This is a genomic window from Escherichia sp. E4702 (genome assembly GCF_963883545.1).
Taxonomy (GTDB): domain Bacteria; phylum Pseudomonadota; class Gammaproteobacteria; order Enterobacterales; family Enterobacteriaceae; genus Escherichia.
The window spans coordinates 171,487-186,909 of the sequence record NZ_CAWORF010000029.1 but is presented as its reverse complement, the minus strand read 5'-3'; the positions used below and the strand labels follow the sequence as shown (position 1 = coordinate 186,909).

Annotated in this window: 12 protein-coding genes; 4 read left to right on the top strand and 8 right to left on the bottom strand. The window is 49.6% G+C overall.

Going from position 1 to position 15,423, the window contains the following annotated elements; all coding sequences use genetic code 11:
* Positions 1-131 precede the first annotated feature (131 nt).
* Positions 132-467 (bottom strand): zinc ribbon domain-containing protein YjdM, encoded by a 336-nt coding sequence (locus tag AACU94_RS19015; protein WP_001300891.1) that lies wholly within the window; start codon positions 465-467, stop codon positions 132-134.
* Positions 468-864: 397 nt separating this feature from the next.
* Here AACU94_RS19015 and crfC point away from each other — a divergent pair, with 397 nt between their 5' ends.
* The 4 genes from crfC (at position 865) to pmrR (ending at position 5,937) form a co-directional block, all read left to right on the top strand.
* Positions 865-3,093: a clamp-binding protein CrfC gene (crfC, locus tag AACU94_RS19010; protein WP_135490060.1), complete on the top strand. Its 2,229-nt coding sequence runs from the start codon at positions 865-867 to the stop codon at positions 3,091-3,093.
* Complete coding sequence (locus tag AACU94_RS19005) at positions 3,090-3,968, top strand: diguanylate cyclase regulator RdcB family protein (protein WP_135490059.1); 879 nt, start codon at positions 3,090-3,092, stop codon at positions 3,966-3,968. Before crfC ends, AACU94_RS19005 begins: the two co-directional genes overlap by 4 nt.
* A 262-nt stretch (positions 3,969-4,230) precedes the next feature.
* Positions 4,231-5,733, top strand: coding sequence for a glycine betaine/L-proline transporter ProP (gene proP / locus AACU94_RS19000; RefSeq protein WP_130216781.1), 1,503 nt, complete (start codon positions 4,231-4,233; stop codon positions 5,731-5,733).
* 114 nt (positions 5,734-5,847) lie between these two features.
* A complete protein-coding gene (pmrR, locus tag AACU94_RS18995) occupies positions 5,848-5,937 on the top strand; it encodes an LpxT activity modulator PmrR (protein ID WP_074399408.1) in 90 nt (29 codons plus the stop codon).
* Here the strand turns inward: pmrR and pmrB are convergent.
* From pmrB to melR, 7 genes are all read right to left on the bottom strand, one after another.
* Positions 5,913-7,013: a two-component system sensor histidine kinase PmrB gene (gene pmrB, locus AACU94_RS18990; protein ID WP_165383529.1), complete on the bottom strand. Its 1,101-nt coding sequence runs from the start codon at positions 7,011-7,013 to the stop codon at positions 5,913-5,915. The two genes, pmrR and pmrB, sit on opposite strands and share 25 nt — an antisense overlap.
* Positions 7,014-7,682, bottom strand: coding sequence for a two-component system response regulator BasR (basR, locus tag AACU94_RS18985; RefSeq protein WP_103753345.1), 669 nt, complete (start codon positions 7,680-7,682; stop codon positions 7,014-7,016). It abuts the gene before it with no gap.
* Positions 7,679-9,322, bottom strand: a complete 1,644-nt coding sequence (gene eptA / locus AACU94_RS18980) for a phosphoethanolamine transferase EptA (RefSeq protein ID WP_135490058.1) — start codon at positions 9,320-9,322, stop codon at positions 7,679-7,681. Before eptA ends, basR begins: the two co-directional genes overlap by 4 nt.
* Before the next feature lie 104 nt (positions 9,323-9,426).
* On the bottom strand, positions 9,427-10,764 hold the full coding sequence (adiC, locus tag AACU94_RS18975) for an arginine/agmatine antiporter (protein ID WP_130216777.1): 1,338 nt from the start codon (positions 10,762-10,764) through the stop codon (positions 9,427-9,429).
* A gap of 136 nt (positions 10,765-10,900) precedes the next feature.
* Positions 10,901-11,662 (bottom strand): DNA-binding transcriptional activator AdiY, encoded by a 762-nt coding sequence (gene adiY / locus AACU94_RS18970; RefSeq protein WP_130205913.1) that lies wholly within the window; start codon positions 11,660-11,662, stop codon positions 10,901-10,903.
* 333 nt (positions 11,663-11,995) lie between these two features.
* Positions 11,996-14,263 (bottom strand): arginine decarboxylase, encoded by a 2,268-nt coding sequence (gene adiA, locus AACU94_RS18965; protein WP_135490083.1) that lies wholly within the window; start codon positions 14,261-14,263, stop codon positions 11,996-11,998.
* 197 nt (positions 14,264-14,460) lie between these two features.
* Entirely contained in the window at positions 14,461-15,369 is a 909-nt protein-coding gene (gene melR / locus AACU94_RS18960; protein WP_130216775.1) for a transcriptional regulator MelR, read from the bottom strand.
* Between the last annotated feature and the right edge of the window lie 54 nt (positions 15,370-15,423).

Genomic DNA, 15,423 nt, shown 5'->3' with positions numbered 1-15,423 from the left:
TGTACAGATGAGAGGGAAGCCTGATAAGACGCGCGAGCGTCGCATCAGGCATCTGGCACCGTTGCCGGATGCGGCGTAAACGCCTTATCCGGCCTACGGATCATGTGCCAACATTACATTGAGCAATACAATCAGTTCTTTTTCACAAACTCAGATTTCAGTTTCATCGGACCAAAACCGTCGATTTTGCAATCGATGTTATGGTCGCCTTCAACCAGGCGGATGTTTTTCACTTTGGTGCCGATCTTCAGCATCGAAGAGCTACCTTTCACCTTCAGATCTTTAATGATGGTAACGCTGTCGCCGTCAGCCAGCAGGTTGCCGTTAGCATCTTTAACGATCAGCTCGTCACTTTCCTGTGCAGGTTCTGCGTCGTTCCATTCGTAGGCGCATTCCGGGCAGATGTACATGCCGTTATCTTCGTAAGTGTATTCGGAGTTGCATTTTGGGCAGTGTGGTAATGACATGTGGTTTTCCTCAAAAGTCAGCGGGGCAAAAGCGCCAAAAAACGGCAGATTGCCGAAAAAGGCCGCAATTATACACAAAATCCCTGAGTTTGTCGGGGGTACTGCTGATTTTAGACGACGATCGTTTTCATTTGAAAGAGAAGGCAAAAAGAAAATAATCTTTTTGCCTCAGTTTATTATTTGAGATAAGGTTAACTTTATTCTTGTTCTTTTTTTAATTTAATTGTTTTTTATCTTTCTGACTTTTAAACGTGTCGGAAGAGACTTCGTCATTCTAATAAAAACAACAAATTAAATATAAATTATTTCCCGCAGTAATTATAAAAGCCGAAAACAGAACTAAAAAACGATCTGGCTAAATAAAAGTAATAAAATTTGCTTTAAGGAAGAACTTTCCATGTGCACACAGACAATATATGAGTTAAGTCAGGAGGCGGAACGTCTGTTACTGCTTTCCCGACAACAGTTGCAGTTACTGGAAAAAATGCCTCTCACTGTACCTGGAGAAGTGGCGCCGCCTCTGACTTTACCCTGGAGTCAGCATAATATCGTCGAGCGCCACGCGATGCTGAATAATGAGCTGCGTAAAATTTCCCGTCTGGAAATGGTGCTGGCGATTGTCGGCACTATGAAAGCAGGGAAATCAACCACCATTAATGCCATTGTTGGCACTGAAGTTCTTCCTAATCGCAATCGCCCTATGACTGCGCTGCCAACGCTTATTCGCCATACGCCGGGGCAAAAAGAACCCGTGCTGCATTTTTCACATGTCGCGCCAATTGACCGTTTAATCCAACAATTACAACAGCGCCTGCGTGATTACGATATTAAGCATCTGACCGATGTGCTGGAAATAGATAAAGATATGCGTGCACTTATGCAGCGGATCGAAAATGGCGTCGCTTTCGAAAAATATTACCTGGGCGCCCAGCCTATTTTTCATTGTCTGAAAAGTTTGAATGATTTGGTGCGCATGGCGAAAGCGCTGGACGTTGATTTTCCTTTTTCTGCTTACGCCGCCATTGAACATATTCCGGTGATTGAAGTGGAGTTCGTTCATCTGGCGGGGCTGGAAAGTTATCCGGGGCAGTTAACATTACTGGATACTCCCGGGCCAAACGAAGCCGGGCAACCACATCTGCAAAAAATGCTTAATGAGCAGCTGGCGCGTGCTTCTGCGGTGCTGGCGGTGATGGATTATACGCAACTGAAATCGATCTCCGATGAAGAGGTGCGAGCGGCGGTTATGGCCGTCGGCAAGTCAGTACCGCTGTATGTATTGGTCAATAAATTCGATCAGCAGGATCGTAACAGCGACGATGCCGAACAGGTGCGGGCGCTGATTTCCGGGACGTTGATGAAAGGCTGTGTTACGCCAGGGCAGATATTTCCGGTATCGTCGATGTGGGGCTATCTGGCGAATCGGGCGCGCCATGAGTTAGCCAGCAGCGGCAGGTTGCCCGATCCTCAACAGCAACGCTGGGTGGAGGATTTTGCTCATGCGGCGCTCGGCAGGCGCTGGTGTAACGCGGATCTGGAGGATATCGACCATATTCGCCATGCAGTTGAGCAATTGTGGGAAGACTCGTTATTCGAACAGCCGGTGCAGGCGTTGCTTCATGCCGCGTATGCCAACGCGTCGTTGTACGCTCTGCGTTCTGCCTCGCATAAATTGTTGAATTACGCCCAGCAGGCGCGGGAGTACCTTGATTTTCGCGCCCACGGCCTGACTGTCGCCTGCGAGCTATTGCGGCAAAATATCCACCAACTCGAAGAAAATTTGCAGCTATTGCAACTCAATCAGACGCAGGTGAGCGGTGAGATTCAACATGAAATAGAGCTGGCCCTGGCATCAGCCAACGACTTTTTACGTCAGCAGCAAGAGCAGGTGAATGCCCAGTTAGCCGTGCTGTTTCAACATGATTCGTGGCCATTAAGCGAGATTCGTACTCGCTGCGAGACACTGTTACAGACGGCACAGACCCAAATCAGCCGGGATTTCACGCTGCGTTTTGCTGAACTGGAATCAACCCTTTGCCGGGTACTAACCGATGTTATTCGTCCCATTGAACAACAGGTTAAAGTGGCATTGAGTGAGTCTGGGTTTCGCCCTGGATTTGAGTTTCCTGTTTTTCGCAGTGTGGTTCCCCACTTCAATACTCGCCAGCTATTCAGCGATGCAATGTCACTCCAGGAAATACCGGATGAGCAGGTCACCCGTTTAGGTGTTGTACGTGAGACTTTCTCGCGCTGGTTGAATCAACCAGACTGGGGACGGAGTAGTGAGAAATCCCCGACGAAGACCGTTGATTACAGTGTGCTACAACGTACGTTAACCGAAGAAATTGACCTCTATTGCCAACAAATGGCTAAAGTTTTAGCGGTTCAGGTCGATGATTCTGTCACGGCAGGAATGAGCACATTTTTCGCTGATTTCGCTGTATGTTTGACGGAATTACACACGCGTTTACGCGAAAGTCTGGCTTTGCGACAGCAAAATGAATCCGTGGTGAAAATTATGCAGCAGCAATTGCAGCAGACTGCAACAACACACGGCTGGATTTATACGGACTCTCAGTTGTTACGCGATGATATTCAAACTCTTTTCACGGCAGAACAGTATTGACAAAGACGTTACTGGACGGCCCCGGTCGCGTGCTGGAGTCGGTTCATCCCCGCTTTTTAGTGGATCTGGCGCTGGGTGATGATACCCGCCATCCGCAAGCCCATCAGCAGCAGTTTCGTGAACGACTGATGCAGGAGATCCTTGCTCGCACACAGCTTCAGACGTGGGCGAATGCCGGAATGTTAAATGCGCCGCTTAGTCTACGCCTGGCATTGGTGGAAAAACTGGCGGCAATGCTTGACCCCGGTCATCTGGCGTTGACACAGATCGCACAATATCTGGCGTTACTGCAAAAAAGGGATCTCCGCCAACAATCCGCTTTCCCGGAGCTCCAGCAGCAAATTACCGCTTTATTTGAGTGGTTTTCCGCTCGTTGTCACTGGAAGGAAAAAGCCTTAACGCAACGAGGGTTACTGGTGCAGGCGGGCGAACAGAGCGAGCAAATTTTTACTCGCTGGCATGCCGGTGCGTATGACAGTTGGTCGCTGCCTGGACGTTGTTTCATCGTTCTGGAAGAACTGCGTTGGGGGGCGTTTGGCGATGCCTGCCGTCTGGGAAGTCCGCAAGCGGCAGCGTTGTTGCTTGGTGATTTGCGCGTAAAAGCGACGCAATATCTGGCTGAAAGTATCAACGCAGCACCGACTACTCGTCATTATTACCACCAGTGGTTCACATCATCGACAGCTCTAAGCGGTGGGGAACATGCTGACTTTTTAGGTTGGTTGGGTAAGTGGTCCGATGCAGATAAACAGCCCGTTTGCTGGTCGGTGACCCAACGTTGGCAAACTGTCGCGGTAGGGATGCCACGGCTCTGTTCAGCACAACGTCTGGTGGAGGCCTTGGTCGAGGAAATCTTCTCTGTAAATTGCGTGTAAATAATCAGTTACATTGGTGAGTGTTTAACGAAATTCATATGTGAAGTTGATCACAAATTTAAACGCTGGTAGGGTAAAAAGGTCATTAACTGCCCAATTCAGGCGTCAACTGGTTTGGTTGTACAATTCTTAATCGGAACGTGTAAGTAAACCCGCTACGCTTGTTACAGAGATTGCACCCTGCAATTCCCGCTTCCCTTTTGCGGGCGCCACGTCATTTGCCTGACGTGTGCGGAAATGGGCTTACTCTGCGAGGAAAGCTATGCTGAAAAGGAAAAAAGTAAAACCGATTACCCTTCGTGATGTCACTATTATTGATGACGGTAAACTGCGCAAAGCCATTACCGCAGCATCGCTGGGTAATGCAATGGAATGGTTCGATTTTGGTGTTTATGGTTTTGTTGCCTACGCGTTAGGTAAGGTCTTTTTCCCGGGGGCTGACCCCAGCGTGCAGATGGTTGCTGCACTCGCCACCTTCTCCGTTCCCTTTCTGATTCGACCGCTTGGCGGGCTCTTCTTCGGTATGTTGGGCGATAAATATGGTCGCCAGAAGATCCTTGCGATCACCATTGTGATTATGTCGATCAGTACGTTCTGTATTGGCTTAATACCGTCCTACGCCTCTATTGGTATTTGGGCACCGATCCTGTTGTTGATCTGTAAGATGGCGCAAGGATTCTCGGTGGGGGGCGAATATACCGGGGCGTCGATATTTGTTGCGGAATACTCCCCTGACCGTAAACGCGGTTTTATGGGCAGCTGGCTGGATTTCGGCTCTATTGCCGGGTTTGTGCTGGGTGCGGGCGTGGTGGTGTTAATTTCGACCATCGTCGGTGAAGAAAACTTCCTCGACTGGGGCTGGCGTATTCCGTTCTTTATCGCTCTGCCTTTGGGGATTATCGGGCTTTACTTGCGCCATGCGCTGGAAGAGACGCCTGCTTTCCAGCAACACGTTGAGAAACTGGAGCAGGGCGACCGGGAAGGTCTACAGGATGGTCCGAAAGTCTCGTTTAAAGAGATTGCCACCAAACACTGGCGCAGTCTGTTGACGTGTATTGGCCTGGTGATTGCCACCAACGTCACTTACTACATGCTGCTGACCTATATGCCGAGTTATTTGTCGCATAACCTGCACTACTCCGAAGACCACGGAGTGCTGATTATTATCGCCATTATGATCGGTATGCTGTTTGTTCAACCGGTGATGGGCTTGCTAAGTGACCGTTTTGGCCGTCGTCCGTTTGTGATCCTCGGTAGTGTTGCGCTGTTTGCGCTGGCGATCCCGGCGTTCATCCTGATTAACAGTAATATCATCGGCCTGATTTTCGCCGGGTTGTTGATGCTGGCAGTGATCCTTAACTGCTTTACGGGGGTTATGGCCTCAACGCTGCCAGCGATGTTCCCGACGCATATCCGTTACAGTGCGCTGGCGGCGGCATTTAATATTTCGGTGCTGATTGCCGGTCTGACGCCAACGCTGGCGGCCTGGCTGGTCGAAAGCTCGCAGGATCTGATGATGCCCGCCTATTATCTGATGGTCGTGGCGGTGGTTGGTTTAATCACCGGCGTAACCATGAAAGAGACGGCGAATCAGCCATTGAAAGGTGCGACGCCAGCGGCGTCAGATTTACAGGAAGCGAAGGAAATTCTCGTCGAGCATTACGATAATATTGAGCAAAAAATCGAGGATATTGACCACGAGATTGCCGATTTGCAGGCGAAACGTTCTCGCCTGGTGCAGCAACATCCGCGTATTGATGAGTAATCTGAAATGGATGGCCTGATGCGACGCTGTCTTATCAGGCCTGCAACCGAACTCTTAAGGTTCACTTAATCTCTGGCGCGCATACTCTCCTCCAGGTTAACGGAGGAGAGTGCAATGAAAAACCGTATTTATGAACGTTTAACTACCGTGTTCAGCGTGCTGGTAGTCAGCAGCTTTCTCTATATCTGGTTTGCCACGTACTGATCTTTCTTCAGCCGTACCCAGGCACGTGTGCCGGAGGTTTCTTCCCGGTTTTGCAGGAAAAACTGCCCGTGATGTAACTGCGTGATGCGGCTGACAATACTTAATCCCAGACCAATTCCGCCATAACGGCTGTCCATTCGTACAAACGCTTTGCTTAACTCCCCGCATTTACTCTCATCAATACCCGGCCCTTCATCTTCAACCGCCATTACCGCACCGCCATCTTCTTGCAGCTTAATCATAATGTTGCTGCCTTGTGGGCTGTAACGATGGGCGTTTTCTACCAGGTTTCGCAATAACATCCGCAGCAGGGTTGCATCACCCTGAACGGTGATGTCGGCGGCGCTTTCTGGCAACAGCAAGGTTTGCTGACGCTGGTCGAGCATGGTACTTAACTCGTCATACGAGGGCAGAATGACATCTTCCAGCAGTTTTACATGCTGATAATTACCGGATGAAAATGACTGACCCGCACGCGCCAGTTGTAACAACTGGGAGACGCTCTCCATCATCTGATCAAGCCGCGCCACTAACGGTGCTACATCAATGTGATGCGTTTTCGCCAGCAACTCCAGATGCAAACGTACCCCCGCCAGCGGCGTTCGCAGTTCGTGAGCGACGTCAGCGGTAAACAAGCGTTCGTTATCCAGCGTGCTGGTCAGGCGAGATACCAGATCGTTCAAAGCCGAAACCACCGATTCGATTTCGAGGGTGGCACTGTGAATGGCAATGGGCGTTAAGTTGTCGGCGGTGCGCGCTTCCAGCTCTTTTTGTAACTCCGCCAGCGGACGGGTGATGCGCCGTACCGCCTGATAGCAGATAAATAGCGTCAGGCTGACCATAAACACGCCGGGGACAATCAGGCTGGCGACCGCTTCGCGGATCTCACGCATGATGTGGCGATCGTTGTTGCGATTGTCGCGTAACGCCTGCTCAAATAGCTGAATCTGCTCGGTACTTTCATGCCATAGCCAGAAGACGCTGATCAGTTCAAACACCAGCAGAATGGCCCCGATGGTCAATATCAGCCTTTGGCGCAGCGATACTGGTCGGCGCAGAAAACGCATCAGATTCAATTAGTTTTCCTCATTTACGACCAGCATATAGCCAAAGCCGCGCACGGTGCGGATACGGGCTTTGCCCACTTTGTCGCGCAGATTGTGGATATGCACTTCCAGGGTGTTAGTCGAGGGTTCGTTGTCCCAGTTATAGATGTCGTTGTAGAGAATTTCCCGATGTACCGGACTGCCTGCTTTGAGCATCAACCGCGACAGCAGAGCATATTCTTTCGGCGTCAAAATCAGTTCTTCACCGCCCATCCATACCTGACGGCGCCCCATATTCAGCGTCAGATTGCCAACAATCAGCTCACTTTCGCCCTGATTATTATGGCGTCGCAGCAGGGCGCGGATGCGGGCGTGTAACTCTTCCAGCGCAAAAGGCTTCACCAGATAGTCGTCAGCCCCGACATCCAGCCCGGCGATTTTGTCGGTCAGAGTGTCGCGGGCGGTGAGGATCAGCACCGGCAGGGTGTATTTTTTCTGCCGGATGCGGGCGAGAAAATGCAGCCCGTCTTCGTCAGGTAAACCTAAATCCAGCACCACCAGACTGTAATGACCAGCTTCCAGGCTTTGTTCCGCCATCCGTGCGGTTGTGACGCCATCACAGGCGTAGCCTTCCGTTTGCGCCGCCAGAATCAATCCCTGCAATAACAGTGTATCGTCTTCAACAATTAGAATTTTCATTCAGTCGTTCTCCTGCAAGTTTGCAGAATATCATCCGCAGCCTGGTAATACTTCGTCTCAACACCGGTTAATCCCAACAGCGTTGAGAATAAATTGTCTTGTGAATAGTGCTGCGTTTGCGCCTGTTTTTGCAGGCAGTTCTGGTCAACCTGATACCGCTTTTGATAATCCTCCGACAGCCACAGCAGCATTGGCACCTGTTTTTGGCTATCCGGGGCGATGGCATAAGGCAGGCCGTGCAGATAGATGCCATTTTCACCTAACGATTCACCGTGATCAGAAAGATAAACCAGGCTGGTGGTAAATTTATCCTGATGTTCTTTCAGCAGATTAATCGCTTTATCAACAATATAGTCGACGTAGACCAGCGTGTTGTCGTAAGTGTTTACCAGTTGTTCTTTCGAGCAGGTTTGGATCTCATTGGTGTCGCAAGTAGGGGTAAATTTCCTGAACTGCGGCGGATAGCGGTTGTAATAGGTCGGGCCGTGGCTGCCGATGGTGTGTAATACAATCACGCCATCACCTTGCAGATTATTGATGTACTCTTCCAGCCCGTGGAACAGCACCTCGTCATAGCATTCGCCGTTGATGCACTGACCAGGCAAGTTCAGCGCAGTGACGTTCTGGTGAGGCACGCGGTCGCAGACGCCTTTGCAGCCGCCATCGTTGTCATTCCAAAGCACGTTGATACCCGCCCGCTGAATGATATCCAGCACGCCTTCTTGGTGTTGTGCCAGCTCTTCTTTGTAATGCTCGCGCGGCATATCCGAGAACATGCACGGTACAGAAACAGCCGTTGCTGTGCCGCAAGACGCAGTATTTGGGAAATAGACCACGTTATCTTTCGCCAGCCGCGGGTTAGTTTCACGCGGGTAGCCGTTGAGCGAGAAGTTCTCCGCCCGCGAAGTTTCGCCGACGATCAAAATGGTCAGATTTTTACGTTTTTCATTTTGCATTAACGGGTTGCGGTGAGCATCCTCACCAATGCGCACCAGCGGCAGATTTGCCAGTCGCTGGTGGGAATACCATGACCAGCTGGCGACAATGCTGTTAGACGGGCTTAAGGATTTCACCAGCTGTTTGTTGTTGCGAAACAGCGAGGCGTAGTCTTTATAAAACAGCGCGGCGACCAGCAGAATCAGCAGCACAGAAATCAGGATATTAGCCCCACGGAAAAGAACGCTGCGCAGGCGCGAGTTGGCGGGTTTAATTTTAATCCAGCAGGCTATCAGCGCCGCAAGTACGCCGCTTAACCCCAGCGTTAATAACATTTGTGGTGTCATCAGCGCATAACTTTCTGCCGGAGTGGTATCAATAATATTGGCAATCATCGAACGGTCGATGACGATGCCATAGGTCATGATGAAATATTGCGCCGACGCGCCGACCAGAATAAACAGGCACGCCAGCGGGCGATTAAGCCATAAGAAAGAGCCTAGCGTCAGAACAATATTCATCACACTAAACGCGACGACTGGCATTGATAAGAAAACCAGTACGTTATGCAGCGAATCCAGCGGTAACGCCTGCAATACTTGTTTAAAAAAGGCAATATTCAGGCAGATAGAGATATAAAAAGCAGCCAGCAATAGCCAGGCGAGTAAATTCAAAGAGGGTCTTTTTAGAAGGCGCTTCAACATCACGGTGTTTCCATCGAACAAAGTGCGCATATGTTCGCAAAGCAAAGTTAAGCCAACCTTAAGTTCTTAAGGTTGGCTTATGCGTTTGCTGGATTAAGGGGGACTTAATCTTTACTGATCGGTGCATCTAAAGGATAGGGGTTTTTATGCATCCGGTTGTAGTTCAGCGCATACATGGCTGTGATTACCATCAGAGTGACGAATGACCACATGACCTCTTGTGCGCCAGAACCGACCACCGCCCAGATACAGTAAAGGAAGGCGATAGTCGTGATGGTCAGGTACGCCGGGCGCGCTTTGCCAAAGTGACCGTGACCTAAAAGCAGTAAAGCGGCACAGGTGTAAAGATAAGGCACGAGGGTAAAGATTACCGATACGGAAGACACCAGACCAAATTCTTTGGTGGCGTTTGGCGAGATGCTACTGAACTGGAAGATAGTCATCAGAATACCAACGATAATCAACCCGGCAACCGGGGTACCCGCTTTGTTAACGCGGGCAAAAATGGGGGGGAACAGGCCGTCATCGGCAGCTGCTTTCGCCGTTTGCCCGGCCAGTAGTGTCCAGCCGCCCAGCGAGCCTAAGCAACCTGCCGCTGCGCAGAAGGAGACAATGGCCCCAGCGGTATCACCCAGCGCCATCCGCGCTGCATCGCCAAAAGGTGAGGCGGAAACGCGCAGCGCGGCATTAGGGATCATCCCCATAATTGCCGTGGTCGAGAGTACATAGCAGACGGCGGCAATCAATACCCCACCTATGGTGGCGATAGGCACGTTGCGTTTCGGGTTTTTCACTACGCCCGCCGCAACGGAAGCACTTTCTACCCCGATAAACGACCACAACGTGACGTTTAAGGTACTTTGAATCGCACCGAAAGTACCCTGACCACTCACGTTCCAGGCTGCCATATACGTTTCACTGTGGAACCAGAACCAGCCGAATACTGCAATTCCGACAATGGGGATCAGCGCCAGCACAGTGGCGACAGCCTGCACGCGGGTGATCATTTTTGGACCGACGATATTAAGCAGAACGAAGATCCACAGCACCACCACGCAGGTGATGGTTAATACCAACGGATCTTTGAGGATAGGGAAGAAGTAGCTTAAATACCCCACGCCAATGACCACCATAGCAATATTGCCGATCCAGCAGGCCAGCCAGTAGAGAACGTTTGTTTGATACCCGAGGAAAGGGCCAAAGCAGCGGCGCGCGTAGGCATATGAACCGCCAGGGCTGGGATCAAGGAAAGACATTTTGGCGTAGACCATCGACAAAGCCAGCGCACCGATAATCGTCACCAACCAACCATATATGGCTATCCCGCCTGTCGAGGCCAGGTTTGCAGGTAACAGAAAAACCCCTGACCCCATAATATTCCCCGACACCATCAGGGTGACGGGGATTAAGCCCACTTTGTGAGCGTCAGCATCCGAAGACATAATTAAACTCCTGCGAAGGCGAGCTTCGTGACAATAAATTACGTCATATCATACGCCTACACTCGCGCGTTGAATTATCCTCAACCGGGTTATCGCTGATGCTGTTATTAATATAGCTCTTCGTTCAGGTTATAAATCAGGCGACAGAATGTTCTCTGTGCTGACTAACATAATGGAGAGGCGTCATACCATAGAAGTCTTTAAATACAGATATAAAATAGGAAGTGCTGTTGTAGCCGCAGGATTGTGATACCTGTGAGATATTTTTGCCGTCCATCATTAATTCATTTACGGCATAACGCATACGGCAGGTGGTGATTATTTGGCTATAACTGGTGTTTTCACTTTTCAGTTTTTTCTTTAACAGGCTGGGGCTTAGACATAAACAGCTGGCTACCATACTAAGATTCCAGTCTTTATGAATATCGCTTTCAATTATTTGATAAACGCTATCACTTACACAATTACGTAACATATACATCATAAGAGAAAGGAATTTTTTACTGTCGAGAAAGCGTGATAGCACAGTGAATAATAATGCACGAGTGCGTTCTTTTTCTGACTCTGTTTCTGCGGGCATCATGCTATGTTGAGCAGCGACGCGAAAGAGGTCCAGTGTCAGGCATGGTAAGGCCAGGACTGGGGTGGCGCTTCGTTGCCAGACGGGTATTTTTGAGAGATCTTTATTCAGAAAACGGAGGTAATCTTTGATGATGTTATGACTAATATGCGCAACCAAAGTGTTATTAAGTGAGGAGACATCAATAATATTATTTTCACAACTTAATAACGCCATGTGGTTAGCCTTCAGGCTTATAGGTTCTTTCCCATTCACCCTTAACCAGACATCTTTTTCAGTCAATAAAACAATACAAGGTTGGTCGCTGCAAATCCTCATACATGTACTCCTGAATGCAAATAAAAGACCCGTTTTCGCCAGGAAGAGCGATACGGGGAAATGGTTATATAATTGTATGACGAATCAAAACATGCATAAAAATAACGTGTTTTACTAATATTACAAATTTTTATAGTAATTTCTCATGTACAAAAAATTTTACATGCTGAAAAAGTGTAAATAACAGGCAAAAAAAAGCGCGGGGTGGGACCGCGCAAAAAGTATGGCATTTTTGTTTGCAGCAATTTTTATGAAAACGTTGCCATACTCAAAAGGCCTCAGGCCAGGCGGCGTAATGTTATTAAAACAATTACGCCTTCAGCGGAATAGTGGTTACGCTTTCACACACATCACATGGTAAATACCGTCAATAATTTCGGTACCTTCAGTTTCGTGTTCGAAACCAGGGAAATGATGATCCCAGGATTGTAGTGAGCGTAAATAGCTTACCTGCGGACTGTTTTTATCGCCGAAGTTTTCGCCAGAGAGCAGCATTGGGATTCCTGGCGGATACGGGATGACAGAGTTCGCCGCAATACGTCCCGGCAGGTTTTCAATGGATACCAGTTCGACGTTGTTATCGACAATCGCGTTGTAGGCTTCACGCGGGGTGATTTCAGCCACCGGCAGGCCAGAATAGGCTTCGTTCAACCGTGCGCCTGGGTTGTTTTCTTTCAGCCAGGCAAACATTTTGTCACCCAGATCGTGAATCCCCATATTCGCGTAAGTGTCAGGATATTGTTCAGCAAGTTCCGGCATCACCTGCGCCAGCGGAGTATTAGCGTCGTAATGGCGTTTGAAAGAGCAAAGTGTGTTAACCAGAGTTCCCCATTTCCCACGGGTTACGCCCATAGAGAACAGGAACATAATCTGGAAGTCAGTGGTGCGGGTTGGCACAATGCCGTGACGACCAAGCCAGGCGGTGACCAGTGCGGCAGGTACGCCAGTCTCTTCCAGTTCGCCGTCTTCTCCCATCCCCGGTGCGAGGATGCTGACTTTAATCGGGTCGAGCATACTCCAGTTGTCCGGAATATCTTTGAAGCCGTGCCAGCTTTCGCCTGGATGCATTACCCAGCAGTCCTGAACGGTGGTCAGCAGTTTGCTCGGCGCGTCGGCAAAGTCATAGGTTTTGCCAGTTTCCGGGTCGGTAACCACTTCTTTATTCCACGGTTTAAAGAACCAGTTTCCTTCGTCGGTAAATTCTTTATACAACCGCGCCATTGCCTGACGGAAATCGACCGCTTCGTCGATCACTTCCTGCGTCAGTGACAGGCCGCTGTTGCCGTCCATCATCGACACCGCCACGTCGTTGGATGCGCAGATGGCATACAGCGGGGAGGTGGTGGCATGCATCATGTAGGCCTGGTTGAAGCGGGAGAAGTTAATCGCCCCACGACCTTCACGTACATGAATATAAGAGGCCTGTGACAGCGCATTCAGCAGTTTGTGAGTGGAGTGGGTAGCGAACACGGTTGGGCCGTTATGATCGCCAGGTTCACCGCGCATGGCATAGTGATCGGCATAGATCGGATTAAAGCGCGCATAACCGTACCAGGCTTCGTCGAAGTGCAGACGATCGGAGGTTTTTTCCAGCAGATCCTGCGCTTCTTTGGCGTTGTAGCATACGCCGTCGTAGGTGCAGTTGGTGACCACGCAGTAAGAGGGTTTTTGCCCAATTTTATCTTTGGTCAGCGGGCTTTCGCTGATTTTCTTCTGTAAAGTTTCAGGCTGCATTTCTTGCGGGTAGATTGGCCCGATAATGCCGTAGCGGTTGCGACTTGGCACCATGTAGACGGGTTTCGCGCCAGTCAGCATTAAGCCTTGTTCGATGGATTTGTGGCAGTTACGGTCAACGACCACCACATCGTTATCGGTCATGCAAGCCTGCATGATGGTGCGGTTAGAGCCGGAAGTCCCGACGACGACTGACCAGGAACGATCGGCGCCAAATACGCGCGCGGCATATTTTTCACTTTCGCCAAATGCGCCAGTATGGTCAAGTAAAGAACCGAGGGAAGTTCTTTCGATGCCCATGTCGGTACGGAACAGATTTTCACCATAATAGTCATGGTAGAAACGCCCGGCTGGCGTTTTGGTGAAGCCAACGCCGCCCTGGTGGCCCGGTGCGGCCCAGGAATACTCGTGGATGTCGCTATATTTCATCAGCGCGCTGAACAGTGGCGGCAACAGTTGCTGGCGGTAGCGGGTCATCGCGGCAACGGCGCGTCCGGCGATAAAGTCGGCGGTATCTTCCAGAATCCAGGCGAATTCATCGACAAGCTCCAGCAGGTCGCGATCCATTGCGGCGAGGGCTTTTTCCCGATCGCCTAACAGGAATACCGGCACATTTTGCTGGCGTTCGTGAAGCTTACCGATCAATTCTCTGACGTTTTGATGTTCGTCCGGATGTTCCATTTGATAGCTGAACATCAGACAATCAATGGCCTCATTTGAAGAGAGAATGGCAAAGCCGTCATCAAATGAGGTTGATTTAATGACAGTGACATTTTGCTGGCTTAAGGCATTCGCCAGACGCTCAACGGCGTTACCGACCCAGGTGTCCTGATGGAGAAACTCGCTTTCAACAATTAATACTTTCATCATTGCTTACCCGGTTATGAAGGAATCTTCGTTGCGGGCAAGTATCTTCTGGGTATTTCAGGCTGTAAAGCGAGTAAAAAACAGTCGCTTTTGTTTTTTTATTTTTATAAACAAACAATTACATTGATTTCTAAAGTTGTTTTCACTGCTTATTATCGACAGCTAAACTATTTTTTTGGCTGATACTGATATCATCTTTATCCGGGAAGCGTCTGACGGTGTTGTTGGCTAAGTTTGCGGTATTTTTGCGGCGACATGCCGACATATTTGCCGAACGTGCTGTAAAAGCGGCTGCTCGAACGAAAGCCTGCTGTCAGGGCAATATCGAGAATACTTTTATCGGTATCGCTCAGTAACGCGCGAACGTGGTTGATGCGCATCGCCGTAATGTACTGTTTCATCGTCAATTGCATGACCCGCTGGAAGATCCCCATCGCATAGTTGGCGTTAAGTTTGACGTGCTCGGCCACGTCGTTGATGGTTAGCGCTTGATCATAGTTTTCTGCAATAAAGCCCAACATCTGGCTGACATAAAACTGTGCATGACGCGAGACGCTGTTTTTGTGCGTACGCGAGGTTTTATTGACCAGAATCGGCTCCCAGCCAGAGAGACTAAATCGCTTGAGCATCAGGCCAATTTCATCAATAGCAAGTTGGCGAATTTGCTCGTTTGGGCTGTTGAGTTCCTGCTGCCAGCGACGCACTTCAAACGGACTAAGCTGCTGTGTCGCCAGTGATTTGATTACCATACCGTGAGTGACGTGGTTTATAAGGTCTTTATCCAGCGGCCAGGAGAGAAACAGATGCATCGGCAGATTAAAAATCGCCATGCTCTGACAGGTTCCGGTATCTGTTAGTTGGTGCGGTGTACAGGCCCAGAACAGTGTGATATGCCCTTGGTTGATCTTCACTTTTTCATTGTTGATCAGGTATTCCACATCACCATCGAAAGGCACATTCACTTCGACCTGACCATGCCAGTGGCTGGTGGGCATGATATGCGGTGCGCGAAACTCAATCTCCATACGCTGATATTCTGAGTACAGTGATAGCGGGCTGCGGGTCTGCTTTTCATCGCTGCTACACATAAAGTTATCAGTATTCATGGATGGCTCTCTTTCCTGGATTATCAGAATTATGACATGAGTGGGTGAGGATGA

Excerpts from the sequence above, each read along its gene's own strand:
- melR (WP_130216775.1), bottom strand. The coding sequence starts at position 15,369 with ATGAATACTGATAACTTTATGTGTAGCAGCGATGAAAAGCAGACCCGC.
- adiC (WP_130216777.1), bottom strand. The coding sequence starts at position 10,764 with ATGTCTTCGGATGCTGACGCTCACAAAGTGGGCTTAATCCCCGTCACC.
- pmrR (WP_074399408.1), top strand. The coding sequence starts at position 5,848 with ATGAAAAACCGTATTTATGAACGTTTAACTACCGTGTTCAGCGTGCTG.
- basR (WP_103753345.1), bottom strand. The coding sequence starts at position 7,682 with ATGAAAATTCTAATTGTTGAAGACGATACACTGTTATTGCAGGGATTG.
- proP (WP_130216781.1), top strand. The coding sequence starts at position 4,231 with ATGCTGAAAAGGAAAAAAGTAAAACCGATTACCCTTCGTGATGTCACT.
- adiA (WP_135490083.1), bottom strand. The coding sequence starts at position 14,263 with ATGAAAGTATTAATTGTTGAAAGCGAGTTTCTCCATCAGGACACCTGG.
- crfC (WP_135490060.1), top strand. The coding sequence starts at position 865 with ATGTGCACACAGACAATATATGAGTTAAGTCAGGAGGCGGAACGTCTG.
- AACU94_RS19015 (WP_001300891.1), bottom strand. The coding sequence starts at position 467 with ATGTCATTACCACACTGCCCAAAATGCAACTCCGAATACACTTACGAA.
- adiY (WP_130205913.1), bottom strand. The coding sequence starts at position 11,662 with ATGAGGATTTGCAGCGACCAACCTTGTATTGTTTTATTGACTGAAAAA.
- eptA (WP_135490058.1), bottom strand. The coding sequence starts at position 9,322 with ATGTTGAAGCGCCTTCTAAAAAGACCCTCTTTGAATTTACTCGCCTGG.